Source organism: Erythrobacter oryzae, from assembly GCF_030271515.1.
In the GTDB taxonomy this organism is placed as follows: Bacteria; Pseudomonadota; Alphaproteobacteria; order Sphingomonadales; family Sphingomonadaceae; genus Erythrobacter; species Erythrobacter oryzae.
The window spans coordinates 64,032-76,519 of the sequence record NZ_JASCXI010000005.1; the positions used below are offsets into that span (position 1 = coordinate 64,032).

13 protein-coding genes are annotated in these 12,488 nt (G+C 68.2%); 2 read left to right on the plus strand and 11 right to left on the minus strand.

Features of this window, described 5'->3' with window-relative positions; all coding sequences use genetic code 11:
- The first annotated feature begins 60 nt into the window (after nucleotides 1-60).
- Nucleotides 61-855 carry an enoyl-CoA hydratase-related protein gene (locus tag PFX90_RS16055; protein ID WP_285713670.1) on the plus strand — a complete coding sequence of 265 codons (795 nt, stop codon included), beginning with the start codon at nucleotides 61-63 and terminating at the stop codon, nucleotides 853-855.
- A 114-nt stretch (nucleotides 856-969) separates the two neighbouring features.
- Entirely contained in the window at nucleotides 970-1,836 is an 867-nt protein-coding gene (gene mmsB, locus PFX90_RS16060) for a 3-hydroxyisobutyrate dehydrogenase (RefSeq protein ID WP_285713671.1), read from the plus strand.
- On the opposite strand, the gene PFX90_RS16065 is transcribed toward mmsB, so the two are convergent.
- From PFX90_RS16065 to PFX90_RS16115, 11 genes are all read right to left on the minus strand, one after another.
- Complete coding sequence (locus PFX90_RS16065; RefSeq protein WP_285713673.1) at nucleotides 1,833-2,567, minus strand: tetratricopeptide repeat protein; 735 nt, start codon at nucleotides 2,565-2,567, stop codon at nucleotides 1,833-1,835. The genes mmsB and PFX90_RS16065 overlap by 4 nt on opposite strands.
- Entirely contained in the window at nucleotides 2,564-3,919 is a 1,356-nt protein-coding gene (locus tag PFX90_RS16070) for an O-antigen ligase family protein (RefSeq protein WP_285713675.1), read from the minus strand. Before PFX90_RS16070 ends, PFX90_RS16065 begins: the two co-directional genes overlap by 4 nt.
- Before the next feature lie 136 nt (nucleotides 3,920-4,055).
- Nucleotides 4,056-4,346 carry a hypothetical protein gene (locus PFX90_RS16075; protein ID WP_285713676.1) on the minus strand — a complete coding sequence of 97 codons (291 nt, stop codon included), beginning with the start codon at nucleotides 4,344-4,346 and terminating at the stop codon, nucleotides 4,056-4,058.
- Nucleotides 4,347-4,501: 155 nt separating this feature from the next.
- On the minus strand, nucleotides 4,502-4,945 hold the full coding sequence (locus tag PFX90_RS16080) for a lasso peptide biosynthesis B2 protein (protein ID WP_285713677.1): 444 nt from the start codon (nucleotides 4,943-4,945) through the stop codon (nucleotides 4,502-4,504).
- 24 nt (nucleotides 4,946-4,969) lie between these two features.
- Complete coding sequence (locus PFX90_RS16085) at nucleotides 4,970-5,248, minus strand: PqqD family protein (RefSeq protein WP_285713679.1); 279 nt, start codon at nucleotides 5,246-5,248, stop codon at nucleotides 4,970-4,972.
- Nucleotides 5,249-5,282: 34 nt separating this feature from the next.
- The gene (locus PFX90_RS16090) at nucleotides 5,283-6,446 is read right to left on the minus strand and encodes a 50S ribosomal protein L11 methyltransferase (RefSeq protein WP_285713681.1); all 1,164 of its coding nucleotides are present in this window, start codon (nucleotides 6,444-6,446) and stop codon (nucleotides 5,283-5,285) included.
- 28 nt (nucleotides 6,447-6,474) lie between these two features.
- The gene (locus PFX90_RS16095) at nucleotides 6,475-7,311 is read right to left on the minus strand and encodes a phosphoenolpyruvate carboxykinase (ATP) (protein WP_285713682.1); all 837 of its coding nucleotides are present in this window, start codon (nucleotides 7,309-7,311) and stop codon (nucleotides 6,475-6,477) included.
- A gap of 120 nt (nucleotides 7,312-7,431) precedes the next feature.
- Complete coding sequence (locus PFX90_RS16100) at nucleotides 7,432-7,578, minus strand: hypothetical protein (RefSeq protein WP_285713683.1); 147 nt, start codon at nucleotides 7,576-7,578, stop codon at nucleotides 7,432-7,434.
- Between the two features lie 12 nt (nucleotides 7,579-7,590).
- Nucleotides 7,591-9,483 carry an asparagine synthase-related protein gene (locus PFX90_RS16105; protein ID WP_285713684.1) on the minus strand — a complete coding sequence of 631 codons (1,893 nt, stop codon included), beginning with the start codon at nucleotides 9,481-9,483 and terminating at the stop codon, nucleotides 7,591-7,593.
- 1 nt (nucleotide 9,484) lies between these two features.
- Entirely contained in the window at nucleotides 9,485-11,140 is a 1,656-nt protein-coding gene (locus PFX90_RS16110; protein WP_285713685.1) for an ABC transporter ATP-binding protein, read from the minus strand.
- A 1-nt stretch (nucleotide 11,141) separates the two neighbouring features.
- The gene (locus PFX90_RS16115) at nucleotides 11,142-12,290 is read right to left on the minus strand and encodes a nucleotidyltransferase family protein (RefSeq protein ID WP_285713686.1); all 1,149 of its coding nucleotides are present in this window, start codon (nucleotides 12,288-12,290) and stop codon (nucleotides 11,142-11,144) included.
- Nucleotides 12,291-12,488 lie beyond the last annotated feature (198 nt).

Genomic DNA, 12,488 nt, shown 5'->3' on the forward strand with positions numbered 1-12,488 from the left:
CACGCGAAGCTGACGCGCCAGACAGGCCCCTGCCGTGTGCCGGGGCGACGAGGAAAGACCATGGCTTACGAAACCATCACCGTCGAAACCGATGCCCGCGGGACGAAGGGCGTCACGCTGCTGACGATCAATCGCCCGCAGGCGCTGAACGCGCTCAACTCGCAGGTGCTCGTCGAGCTGATCGACGCCTTTGCCGCCTATCAGGCCGATGGCTCGCAGCTCTGCGCAATCCTCACCGGCAGCGGCGACAAGGCCTTCGCGGCGGGTGCGGACATCAAGGAAATGAGCGAGAAGGCTCCGGCCGACTTCTATCTCGACGACTTCTTCAGCCCCTGGACGTCCGAGATCGTCAAGAAGACGAGGAAGCCGTGGATCGCGGCGGTCAACGGCTTTGCGCTTGGTGGCGGGTGCGAGCTTGCCATGATGGCGGACTTCATCATCGCGTCCGACAAGGCGAAGTTCGGCCAGCCCGAGATCAAGCTCGGCGTCGCGCCGGGGATGGGCGGCTCGCAGCGGCTGACCCGCGCGATCGGCAAGTCGAAGAGCATGGAAATGTGCCTCACCGGCCGGATGATGAACGCCGAGGAGGCCGAGCGGAGCAACCTTGTCGCCCGGGTTGTGCCGCATGAGGAGCTGATCGCCGAGACGCTCAAGACCGCCGCCGTGATCGCAGGAATGCCGCCGATGGCGACCATCGCCAACAAGGAGATGGTCAACTCGGCCTTCGAGATGACGCTCGACCAGGGCCTGATCGTCGAACGCCGGATCTTCCAGATCCTCACCGCCAGCGAGGACAAGGCCGAGGGCATGGCCGCCTTCATCGAGAAGCGCGAAGGGCAGTGGAAGGGGCGGTGAGTTAGTCCCCCTCCCGCCTGCGGGAGGGGTTAGGGGTGGGCGTGTCCCATCGCAGTTTCCGCGGTGAGCGGGCCCACCCCCGGCCCCTCCCGCAAGCGGGAGGGGAAAGACAGCATGAAAATCGCATTCATCGGCCTCGGCAACATGGGCGGCGGGATGGCCGCGAACCTTGTGAAGGCAGGCCACGAAGTCCGCGCCTTCGACCTCGCCGAACCCGCGCTCGCCGCCGCGCGCGAGGCGGGGTGCCAGACATTCGTCACCGCCAAAGAGGCCTGCCAAGGCGTCGAGGCGGTCGTCTCGATGCTCCCCAACGGCGCGATCGTGAAACAGGTCTACTGGGATGACGTCATCGGCCACGCCCCCGAAGGCGCGATCCTGCTCGATTGCTCGACCATCGACGTCGCCACCGCGCGCGAGGTGATCTCGGTCACCGAAGCGCACGGCTACCAGATGGTCGACGCGCCCGTCTCTGGCGGGATCGCGGCGGCGGCGGGGGGCACGCTCACCTTCATGGTCGGTGGCTCTGACGAAGCCTTCGCCCGCGCCCAGCCGATCCTCGCCGCGATGGGCAAGGCGGTGATCCATGCGGGTGCGGCGGGCAATGGGCAGGCGGCCAAGATCTGCAACAACATGCTGCTGGCGATCCACATGATCGGCACCTGCGAGGCCTTTGCCATGGCGGACAAGCTCGGGCTCGACGCGCAGACCTTCTACGACATTTCGAGCGTCTCAAGCGGCCAGTGCTGGTCGATGACCTCCTATTGCCCGGTCCCGGGCGTCGGCCCGGTGACCCCGGCGGACAACGGCTATCAGGGCGGGTTCGCTGCCGGACTGATGCTCAAGGACCTGAAGCTCGCGATGGAAGCGGCGGCGGGGGCAGGGGCCAAGGTCGAACTCGGCGAGCACGCCCGTGCGATCTACGAAGCCTTCGCTGCCGAGAACGCGGCGACCGATTTCTCGGGCATTATCCGCACGCTCTAGGACGCCAGACCCGGGCAGCGCTTGAGCGCCGCCGCGCGCAAGGTGGCGGCGGCATTCGCGTCGCGCTGCTTCAGCCCGCCGATGGTCTGGCCCAGAAGCCTGCAGTCAAAGGGGGCGCCCCTCACCAAGCTGTCGGCGGCGATGGCGGCGAAGGCAGCGGGGGGCATGACCCGCGCTCCTCGCCGTAGGAAGGCCGCGTGCCAGCGCTCGCCCCCGACGACGATCGCCACCAGCGTATCGCGCGCCGCCGCGTCCCCGTTGCCGAACACCGCCGGGCCGAGTTCGAGCAGCAGCGCATCGGGGGTGGCCGTGCGCAGGAACAGCGCGGCATAGCGGCGCGCGGCCTCGGGGCGGTCTGCATTGGCGAGCGCAAGACGCAGCATCACTTCCTGCGCCGCGGGCTCGCGCCAGCCGCGACGGCCGGCAATCTGCATGGTGCGCAGCGCGGCCTCCTCCTGACCGGCCTTGGCCTGTGCGGCGGCGAGCAGGATGAGGTTCTCGGCCGGCAGCGGGCGGCGCGTGACCAGCGTCTGCGCCTCGGCAAGCGCCTGCTGCGCGTCGCCGCCAGCCAGCGCCTCGCGGGTAACGACCATCTGTGCCTGATCGCGCAGCAGCGAAGGCACGGCCGGCACAAGGCCGGGCACGCTGCGCGCGCGCAGGTCGAGCTGCAATCCCGCCGTCAGCAGCGCAGCAAGGACCAGCGCGGTGAACCAGAGGATCCGGCCGATCATGCGTCCCTCCTTGCGCGCTCGCGCCCGGGTTCGCCCGCGGCGATGCGGGTCAGCAGCAGCAGCGCGAAGCCTGCGAGCGCGAGGATCGTCTGGTTGCGCAAGGGGTAGTCGGTGACCGATTGCAATGCGATCGCGAGCAGGAAGGCGCTGCCTGCCCAGGCAGCCCAATGCGCCCTCGATCCGCGCGCGCGCCAGCTCAGCCACGCCAGCAGCACCAGCCACGCGGCCACCAGTGCAAGGCCGAGGGCTCCGGCCTCGATGGTGATCTCGATATAGTCGTTATGCGCGCGGCCCGCGCGGCGCAGGGTCAGGTTCTCGAGCGATTCGTCGATCTGGTAGAGCTCGTCGAAGGTGCCGATCCCGGCCCCCACCGGCCAGTGGCGACCGGCGGTGTAGACCGCATCATCCCAGATGAAGCGACGGGGATCGTCCTTGGCTTCGAACCGCTCGAGCGTCGCGGCGATCCGGCCGGGCGCGGCGACCACCAGCGCGCCCGCGCCCATCGCCACGAGGGCGAGCGCCCCGAGCCCGATCATTGCCGTGCGGGGTGCCGAGCCGCCCGGCATGCGCTGGGTCAGCGCACGCAGCACGCCGAGCAGCACCGGGATCGCCGCCAGCACGAGCGCGGTGCGCGACTGGGTGAGCACCACCGCCAGCAGCAGCAGCGCGCAGGTCGCGAGGCGCGCGGGCATCACCACGGGATGCGGGCGCCGCGCGGGAAGCAGCGCGGCAAGCCCGAGCGCGAAGGTCAGGAACAGGCCGGTCGAGTTGCGGTTGGCGAAGGTGCCAAGCAGGATCTGGCCCGGCTGCCGCGACCCGTAGAGTGTCGCCGCGTCGCTCCCGCCGGCCAGCTGTGCCGCGCCGATGAGCACCGTGACCAGCCCCAGTGCGACCACACCCCAGCCGAGGTCGATCAGGCGCTCGCGCGGGAGCGTCCAGCCTGCGCACAGCACGGCAAGCGGCGTGACGAGGGCGGTCGCGGCGAGCAGCGTGCGGCGCGGGTCAAAGCTGAAGGGCATCCACTGCGCGCTGTTGCCGGCGCCGGTCAGCGCCAGCGAGGCAGTGACGGGTGCGCGGCCGGGCAGGCTCTGCCACAGCGCTTCGGGAAGCGGGATGATCTGCGCCAGCGGCAGGGCAATCGAGAGGACGACGAGCGCGCGCAGCGCCAAGGGCGATTCGCGCCAGAATGCCGCGAAGGCCTCGCGGCGCATTGCCAGCACCGCGAGCGCGGTGAGCTGCACCGCGAGATTGGCCAGCGCTGCCCCGATGCCGCCGCCGCCGAACAGGAAGGCGACCAGCAGCAGCGCGGCCAATAGCAGGAAGGGGAGCCGGTCTGTGGCTTGCTGGGTCACACGATAGATTCCGCGATCGATCCGGGCCGGCGTCGGGCGGATCCGGTCAACGAGGTGCAGGACAAAAGAAAACGCCCGGCACTGGGTACCGGGCGATCTATCGCAAATTCAAGGCTTTCGCGTCGGGCTCGCGCGATCAGCAGGCGCCCGGCGAGGCGCAGCCGTTGTCGCCGCTGTCCGAGGCAACGACGATGCCGCCGATGATCACGGCAACCGCGACGCCGCCGATGAGCAGCGCGCTGCCGCCGGCGCCTTCTTCGGCCTGACCTTCACCGCCAGCCGCGCGGCCGAGGCCGGGGAGCGCGTTCGCGGTGCTGTAGGCCGCGGCGCTGTCAGCAGCGCGGGTGTTCGCCTGGGCCATGATCGGCGCGGCGACGAGGCCAAGCGCTGCGGTGGCAGCAAGCATGCGAGTCACGGTCTTGATCATGTCAGAAGCCCTTTAATTCAAATCCCTCGGACTATTGCGTAGTGCAATGCAGCAAGCTTTGCAACCTCCCATAGCTCGAATTTGGTAAATGAAGCGTGCCTGCAGCACCATTCATCGCATTGGTCCGTGAGGATAGTCAGGGTTTTCCGCCCGCCTCAGTCGGCCCTTGGCGCGGGGTCGGAAGCGTCAAGCAGGGGTTCGAAGCGGTCGATGTCGCCGCCCAGCAGGACCTGCGGGCCGCATACCAGCCATGCATGGGCCTCGAAGCTGCCGTCGTCGTGCTTGGCGGTGCCGACCCTGATTTCGCTCGCGATTCGCCGCCGAATCAGCATCTTCTGACCGGCCAACGCCTGCACCAGACAATCGGCCCGCCACGGCAGACGCCGCGACATCCATGTGATTGCCCAGGCGACCTCTGCACCTTGTCGCCCCGCGTGCGCTCCGCCCGGGGAGAGCCCCCCGGCAGCGGCGGCCTCGTGGTTACGCTGCTGGACGTCTGCCGGCTTGGTGCGGTGCAGCACGAATCGGGCCGCAGCGAGCGCCAGCAGTGCCTCGGCCGCCAGCGCGAGCTTTCCGATGGTGGACGAGGGCCGCGTCATGCCCCGGTCATGACCGCCGCCGGATCAGGCCGGTTCGGCCAGATCGTTGCTGCGCAGCTCCTCGAGCAGCGCGCGCAGATCGGCGTTGAGCTGTTCGGGCTCGACGTCATAGGCCTCGAGCACCGCCGCGCAGATCGAGCTCGGCGGGTCGCCCGCCTTCAGCGCGTCCCACAGCCGGGCGCCGATCGGGTCGAGGCCGAAATAGGTGCCGTTGCCCAGATGCAGGATCACGGTCTCGTCGGCGACCGCATTGGCAATCGCCTGATCGCTGATGCGCCAACGGGCTTCCAGGGTATCGGACACAGTATCTCCTCCGAATATGACGGTCAGGCCGGCCTCAGCCGCGGTTGTAGCGGCCCAGGCACAGTGCGGCATGGTCGAGTGCCGCCTGATGGGTCGGCAAATGCTCAGGGTGGCGTTCCTGCAACGTCCGGGCAATTTCGTCCAGCGTTCTTCCATCGCCCACCAGCGCGAGGCAATCGCGATCGATCATCATCTGGCTGTTCAATGCAGGGGTGTTCAGATCTGAGGCACGTGCAAGCGCCTTGGGCGAGAACATGTGGCTGAGGAAGGTCGATTGCCGCACGCTGGGCCCACGCGGCGTGCCGGCGGCGTCCAGCACCTGCCAGTCCCAGGTCCACAGATAGTCATCGCCCTGCAGGATGCCCCGCAGCCGCACTGTCACCCGGTCACCCGCGGCGAGGCGCGGGGCGTTGTCGAGCGCGAGGAACATCTGGCCATAGACCAGCTCGGGCTCGCCCGGCGCGTTGGAATAGGTCAGGCCCTCGGCGATTTCGGCGTCGAACCAGATCAGCAGGCCATCGACCGCGCCCCCCCGCTCTGCGACGAGTTCGACCGTCGCATCGAGATTGGGGTCGGTGATGGTCCTGAAGTCGATCACCGCCAGTTCCGCCGCAGCCGACATCAGGTCTTCGGGCCGCAGATAGGCCTTGCGCTCCTCGTTGACGGCGAACCGGTAGCCGACCGACAGATCGAGGCCGAAATTGTTGGTCAGCCACGGCCGGATCGTGGAGCGGCGATTGCTGACCCACTGCGCCAGCGCGATCCGCAGGGTGTCACGCATCGGCAGCAAGGTGCCGCCGGGCGCCAGCAGCCGCGCGCGCGCGTCGGCCAGCGTGGCGACGTGGTGCTGGTAGAGCGAGATCGAGCCCCGGCAGTCGGACACGATCACATCGGCCTTGGTCTCGGGCGTGTAGTTGGTCGAGATGTCGCGGACCACGGTGATCCGGTCGGCAAACCCGTTCGCCTTCGCCATCGGCATCAGCTGCTCGATGCTGGGGTCGGGCTCGATCGCGATGACGTGGCCGGCGCCATATTTGCACGCCAGCAGGGCGAACACGCCGAAGCCCGCGCCCAGATCGATCACCGTGCAACCGGGTGTGATCGCGGCGCGCATCGCCTCGGCATAGATCCCCATGCGCGGCTCGCATTCGATCATGTGGCCGTAGTCGACAACGGAGTAACCGGCAGGGCGGAACATGGGTCAGAACCTTTTCGGGAGTGCCGCTTTATGCGGGCGGGGAGAGGTGGGCCAGCGCGGCAAGCGCCTGCGCGCGAACCTCGCCCAGCTGGCCAAAATCATGCGGATAGGTCAGTTCGTAGCAGGGGACGGCCGACACGACCCGTGCGGCCTTGGCCATCCTGTGCATCGCACCGGTCTGGTCATTGGGATCGAAGGCGAAGCTGTTTTCAACGAGGCCGAAGCAGGCATCGGAGGGGTAGGTTGTCTCCAGCGTGATCGCATCGCCTTCGGACAGAAAGAAGACCGCGCCGAGTGGAAATTGTTCGGGCGCGGGGCTGCCGAATTCGGGCGCCGCGACATGGAGCTTGTCCGAATAGAACGCCATCGGCGAGGTCTCGACGCTTCGGTCGAACACCTGCTCGATCGATCGGCGATAGAGCCGCAGGCTGGGATAGACGGCCTCGCCATGCAGCACGCCGCCCTTGTCGCTGATGACGATGGCATCATCGCCGAGCAGCCTGTGCCCGATCCCGTGCATGCTGGCAGCGAAGGTGGACTTGCCCGATCCCGTCCCGCCGAGAAAGGCGACCAGGTGCGAGCCGACGACGATCGAACTGCCGTGCAGCACGAGCGTGCCGTCAGCCGCGATGATGCGCGGGGCGATGTGGTCGTCAAGCAGGTGGTCGATGGTGTCCTGATCGGCCTCGGGCCGGGCGGCGACCAGCCGGACCGAGCGGTCTTCGAAGCTCACGACAAACCGCGCCAAGCTACCGAAGTCGAGGGTGAACACCCCGGGAGCGGTCTGCTCGACCGCGGGACCGAATTCCTCGGCATCGCCGAGGGCCTGCACCCCTGTCTTTGCGCCGGCCGAGTCGGACGACACGGCTATGTCCTGAGACACCGCCCATGCAGAAAGTCGGCCCGACCCGAAAGGGCGGGGCCGACTATTTGGAGCACCAGAATCAACCGATTCAATCAGTTGCAGCACACCTCAATCGATGTGTTACGGGCGCACCATCATGAGACCCATCATGGTGGGCGTTTCGACGGCGTTGATGCTGCCCGATGCAGTCAGCTGCGAGAAGCCGCCATAGACGGCCAGCTTCGGCTGCGCGTAGGGGGCCTTGGCGGTCTTTTCCTGCTTCGACATCGTGGTCTCCAATCAATCCCGGGAGGTGTTAAATTTCGCTAACCAGAAAGCCAGATAAATCAGATCGGTCTCGGATACAACCCCATCTTCGCTGCACCGCAGCGCAAATTCGCCTCCTTCGGGCGCATTCCTGACATATCTAGCAAGATTTGAAGAAGCCGAATCATCAAGCACTTGCGGCGCAGTTCCAAGGAAAATTTCGACGAATCGGAACCCGACATGGTCGCGTCCGAGCTTCCACCGCACCGAATCGGGCAGGCGGCCTGCCATGCTGCGGCGCATGATGAACTTGGCCCAGCCCCGGCCGTGCAATTGTTCCGGAGGGAGGGTCAGGCAAAACTCCAGCACCCGGACATCGAGAAACGGATCGCGCGGCTCTATCCCGATCGCGCCGGCGACACGGTCGTACCTTTCTCGCGCGACAATGATGTAGGGGTGCAGCATGCGGCGGGCCTGGTTGGCCTGATCGTTGCTCTGCCCGACTGTTATGTGGCGCATATTGGCGCGTCGCCGCGCCGGCATGTCGACCCTTGCGGCAAGGTTGGGAGCGACCATGCTGCGGGCGGCGAGCCTTTCCACCTCGGCCTCCTGCCAGGTTGCCCGCCTTCGCTCGCGCAGCGATTCGGGGACCAGCAGCCGCCGCGCGGCGGACATGAGGGCGGGCAGCGCCTTGGCTTCATCCCCCCAGTAACGCTCCTGCGCGAGAGCATCGCGCACAGCCGCCCGCACCTCGCCGCGGCGCAGATGGTGGGCCACCATGTCGCCGGTCGCCAGCGTCGTATCACCGCCCACTCCGTCGAGCATGACCCTGATCCCTGCGCGCCGCGCTGCAACATAGATCGACCGGCTGAACACCATGCCGACGTCGAAAGGATCGCTCTGCCCCGTGGTCAGGCGCATCACCTCTTCGCGGAAGCTCTCGGCATCCTCGGGCGAGACGAGCTGCGGGGCGATGTGCGGAATGTGCGCCACCGACGCGCGCACGCAGGCGCTTTCCGGGCAGGCCGGATCGGTGTCGATCCCGGAAAAGGTCCTGAGCGGCGGTGCACCCGCTTCGTGCAGCAGCGCGGCGGCGATCGCGGTGACCGTGCCCGAATCCATCCCGCCCGACAGCATCGCACCGACCGGAGCCGGCGAGCGCAGCCGGGCGCGCACGGCCTCGGTAAAGACGTCGAGGAAGGCGGCGTCATATTCGGCGTCGCTGGCGCGGTGGATCACCGGGCCGGGCGCGGCCAGTTCCCAGTAGCGCCATTGGCGCAGGGCCCCGTCCTCGATCACCAGCGCATGGGCCGGCGGTAGGCGGCTGATGCACTCGAAGAAGGTCGAGACATGGTCGATCGCCTCGAGCTGGTCGATGAAGTCCGCGACCCGCGCCTCGTTGATGCGATCCGGCACTTCGGCATGGACCGCAAGCGCTTCGGGATCGGTGGCGCAGGCGAACAGGCGGCCCGGCGCGAAATGGTAGGTCAGCTGCCGCATCCCGACCTTGTCGCGCGCGCACAGCAGCCGGTGCGCGCGCGGGTCCCACAGCGCGAAGGCGAAATCGCCGAGCAGGCGCGGGAGGCAGTCGTAGCCCCAGCGCAGGTAGGCGCAGACGATCAGCTCGCCGTCGCCCACCACCCGCTCGCCGGATGTCAGGCCGAGATCGGCCATCAGCTCGGCGCGGTTGTCGAGCCGGACGTGGGCGGTGATGATGCAGCCGCTGCCGGGATGGCGATACGGCATGGGCTCGACCACAGCTTCGGGCGTGGTCGCATTGAGCGCATGGCCGAAGGCTGCAGGGCCATCGGCGTCGAGGGCCGATCCGTCTGGCCCGCGCGCTTCCATCACAGCGAGGACGGGGGCAAGGCTGGCGGTCTCGGCGGGTGCGCCATTGAGGCGCAGCACGGCGCAAATGCCGCTCATGTCAGGCGTCCTGTCCCACCACGCTCCAGCCGTCGGGAGAGAGCCGGATGATGCGGTCGGCGAGCGCGAGGCTGGCGGGGCGGTGGGTGATTAGGATGACGGTACGGCCTGACAGAGCGCGCACGCATTCCTCGACGAAAGCTGCCTCGCCCTCGAGGTCGTACATGCTGGTCGCCTCGTCGAAGATGTAGACCGGTGGATCGCGCAGCAGCGCACGGGCGAGGGCGATGCGCTGGCGTTGCCCGCCCGACAGGCGCACCCCGTCATCGCCGATCCGGGTGTCCATCCCCTCGGGCAGCTGGCTGATGAAATCCCACGCCTGAGCCTGCCGCGCGGCGCGCTCGAGGCTGGCCGCATCGGGATCGGGCAGGCCGAAGGCGATATTCTCGCGGATCGTCCCGTCGACCAGCAGCGCCCGCTGCGGCACGACCCCGAACTGGCGGCGTAGCGCCTTCACGTCGAGGCTCGTGATGTCGGCCCCGTCGAGCGTGATGCGCCCCGCCTGCGGCTCGTAGAACCGCAGCAGCAGGTTCACGAGCGTGGACTTGCCGACCCCGTTCGGCCCGGTGAGCGCAATGGTCTCGCCCGGGGCGATGTTGAGGCTGAACCCCGACAGCACCGGCGGGCGGCCGGGATAGGCGAAATCCACCGCTTCGAACCCGATCGCGCCCTGCGCGCGGCCCGGGTCGCCCGTCTGGCGATACCCCGCCTCTCCGGGCAGCGCGAGCACCGCCTCCAGCCGCTCCATCGCCCCGCGCGCCAGCTGATAGGCGCCGTAGGTGCCCGCAAGGCTGCCGACCGGGCGGGTCAGCAGCGCGGCATAAAACAGGAAGGCAAAGATCTCGCCCGGACTGCGGTTGCCGCTGGCGAGCGACGACGTGCCGGCGACCAGAATGCCGATCGCGGCCAGCCCGGCAATCAAGGTGACGACCGGGCCGATGAAGGCTGTGATGCGCGCCTGCGCCAGCTTCATCTGCCGGGCCTTCTCGATCGCGGCGCGGTATCGCGCGAAGCGCTCATCCTCGACCGCGAAGGCCTTGATCGCGGGCAGCATCTCGAGATCGCATTCGGCCTGCCACAGCACCTCGACCTCGGCATCGCGCACGCTGCGCCCCATGGTGCGCAGGCGCCGGGCGAGCAGCCGCATGCCGAGATAGAACAGCGGGATCAGCACCGGCACCACCAGCGCCATCACCGGGTCGATCAGGAACATCAGCACCACCGCGCCGCCTGCGGTCATCAGCATCGCGGGCAATTGCGCCAGCGTGGCGGTGAGGAAGGTGCTGAGGGTCTGCACCTCGTAGCTCATCAGCGACAGCAGGTCGCCCTGCCGGCTGGTGTCGTGGAAGGACACCGGCATTGCATGGATATGGGCATAGGCATCGCGGCGCAGCCCGGCGAGGATCTGGCCCGTTGCCTGCTCCGAGACGATGGTGACGAGGATGCTGGCGCCCGTCATCGCCACCAGCGCGATCGTCAGCAGCACGAGCGTGGTGTCGAGGTCGATCGCCGCCTCGCCCACGATCGCTGCCGCCAGTTGCGCCGCCAGCCACGGCATCGCCAGAGTCGCCAGCGAGCCGAGCAGCGACAGGCCGCCGATCACGGCAAGGCTGCGTGCATGCTGCCGCGCCCAGGGAAGCATGGCGGTCAGCCCCATGTCAGGTGCGATGCTGCGGACGGCGGCCGAGCGCCCCGAGGATGCGCTTGGCCTGCAGGGCGTAAAGCGGCAGGTGCGTTGCATCGGGGAAGCGCTCGTGGAGCACTTCGGCGCCGGGAAAGACGGTATAGGCGATCAGCGCCAGCTTGTCGCGCAAGGTCGGGCTGGCGGACAGATCGAGCCGCAGCCGCGCCGCACCCGAAAGCGGGCCGAGGCACCGCGCCAGCCGCTCGTCGCCGGGATGGGCGGCGAGCGCTTCTCGGATTGCCGGCGGCACGGCTGTCTCCAGCGCCCCGGCCGCGAAGTCGAGCGCCGAGAGCACGAACGGCGCGGTGCCGCTGGCGATCGCGGTGTCGAGCAGGTGCTGCCAGTCGCCGGGCGTGAAGGCGGCGCACAGCAGGTGGACGTCGAGCGCCCAGATCAGCCGGTCACCCTCGAACAGCTTGCGCCGGTCCGACTGGTATCCGAACACCCCGTGCGAGGCGCGGTTGATCGCCACCAGCACCAGATTGTCAGGCCCGGCGATCGCGCGCGCCTGGGGTGCAAGCCGCGTCAGCGCTGCGGTGCGCGTGCCGATTCCGCCGCGCTCCAGACATTGCGCGATCATCGGGCTGGCATTGATGCGCCAGTGCAGATCGAAGGAATGGGTGAAGCCCATCGGACATTCGCTGGCCCAGTTTTCCTGTAGCGGACGGGCATCCCCCAGCGGGCGGAAGCCGGCTTCGCGCAGCACCCGCCGCACTGCGGGCTTCTGCCGGTCGTCGAGCAAGACGTCACTGTCGCCCCGTCGCCGCATCGCGGCATCGGGATAGACCGAATAGGCGAGCGCCGTCCCCTTGGTCACCGCGCTGGCGATCCCGGCCGCATCGAGGCTGGCGATCATGCGCGAGCAGACCTGCCGATGGCCCAATTCCCAGAAGCTCTGCGCGCGCGCCTCTGCGCGGACCTGCTCGCCCACTGCGGGCCAGGCCGCCAGCCGGTCGCCCCCTTCCAGCAGGACCCGCGAGATGCCGTGGAAGGCGATCCGGCGGAAAAGCCTGTCCGCAAATGCTTCGTCCTGCGGCCATTGTTCGGGCCAGACCGGCAGGCCTTCCCCTTTGACGGCGCAGCGGACGGCGACAGCAAGGAAGCGGTCGATGGCTTCGTTCATCTGTCCGTGCGCTCCGTTACACCTGCCCGGTTCGATCCTGTTCCGCCGCCCATGTTCCGGCAACGGTTCGGCGGCAGCCGCAACCGCAGCAAAAGCAGTTAGCCAATTCTCGTTTCGGCACAAGCCGCTTCGCGCTTTTGCGGTTGACCTCGTCCGACCATGCTGCAATGCAGCGCGCGGTCGCTACGGATATCTCCC

What these genes read in the sequence shown, in the direction of transcription:
- PFX90_RS16110 (WP_285713685.1), bottom strand. Translation starts at nt 11,140, where the DNA reads ATGGGGCTGACCGCCATGCTTCCCTGGGCGCGGCAGCATGCACGCAGC.
- PFX90_RS16080 (WP_285713677.1), bottom strand. Translation starts at nt 4,945, where the DNA reads ATGACGCGGCCCTCGTCCACCATCGGAAAGCTCGCGCTGGCGGCCGAG.
- PFX90_RS16055 (WP_285713670.1), top strand. Translation starts at nt 61, where the DNA reads ATGGCTTACGAAACCATCACCGTCGAAACCGATGCCCGCGGGACGAAG.
- PFX90_RS16090 (WP_285713681.1), bottom strand. Translation starts at nt 6,446, where the DNA reads ATGTTCCGCCCTGCCGGTTACTCCGTTGTCGACTACGGCCACATGATC.
- PFX90_RS16100 (WP_285713683.1), bottom strand. Translation starts at nt 7,578, where the DNA reads ATGTCGAAGCAGGAAAAGACCGCCAAGGCCCCCTACGCGCAGCCGAAG.
- PFX90_RS16115 (WP_285713686.1), bottom strand. Translation starts at nt 12,290, where the DNA reads ATGAACGAAGCCATCGACCGCTTCCTTGCTGTCGCCGTCCGCTGCGCC.
- mmsB (WP_285713671.1), top strand. Translation starts at nt 970, where the DNA reads ATGAAAATCGCATTCATCGGCCTCGGCAACATGGGCGGCGGGATGGCC.
- PFX90_RS16105 (WP_285713684.1), bottom strand. Translation starts at nt 9,483, where the DNA reads ATGAGCGGCATTTGCGCCGTGCTGCGCCTCAATGGCGCACCCGCCGAG.
- PFX90_RS16065 (WP_285713673.1), bottom strand. Translation starts at nt 2,567, where the DNA reads ATGATCGGCCGGATCCTCTGGTTCACCGCGCTGGTCCTTGCTGCGCTG.
- PFX90_RS16075 (WP_285713676.1), bottom strand. Translation starts at nt 4,346, where the DNA reads ATGATCAAGACCGTGACTCGCATGCTTGCTGCCACCGCAGCGCTTGGC.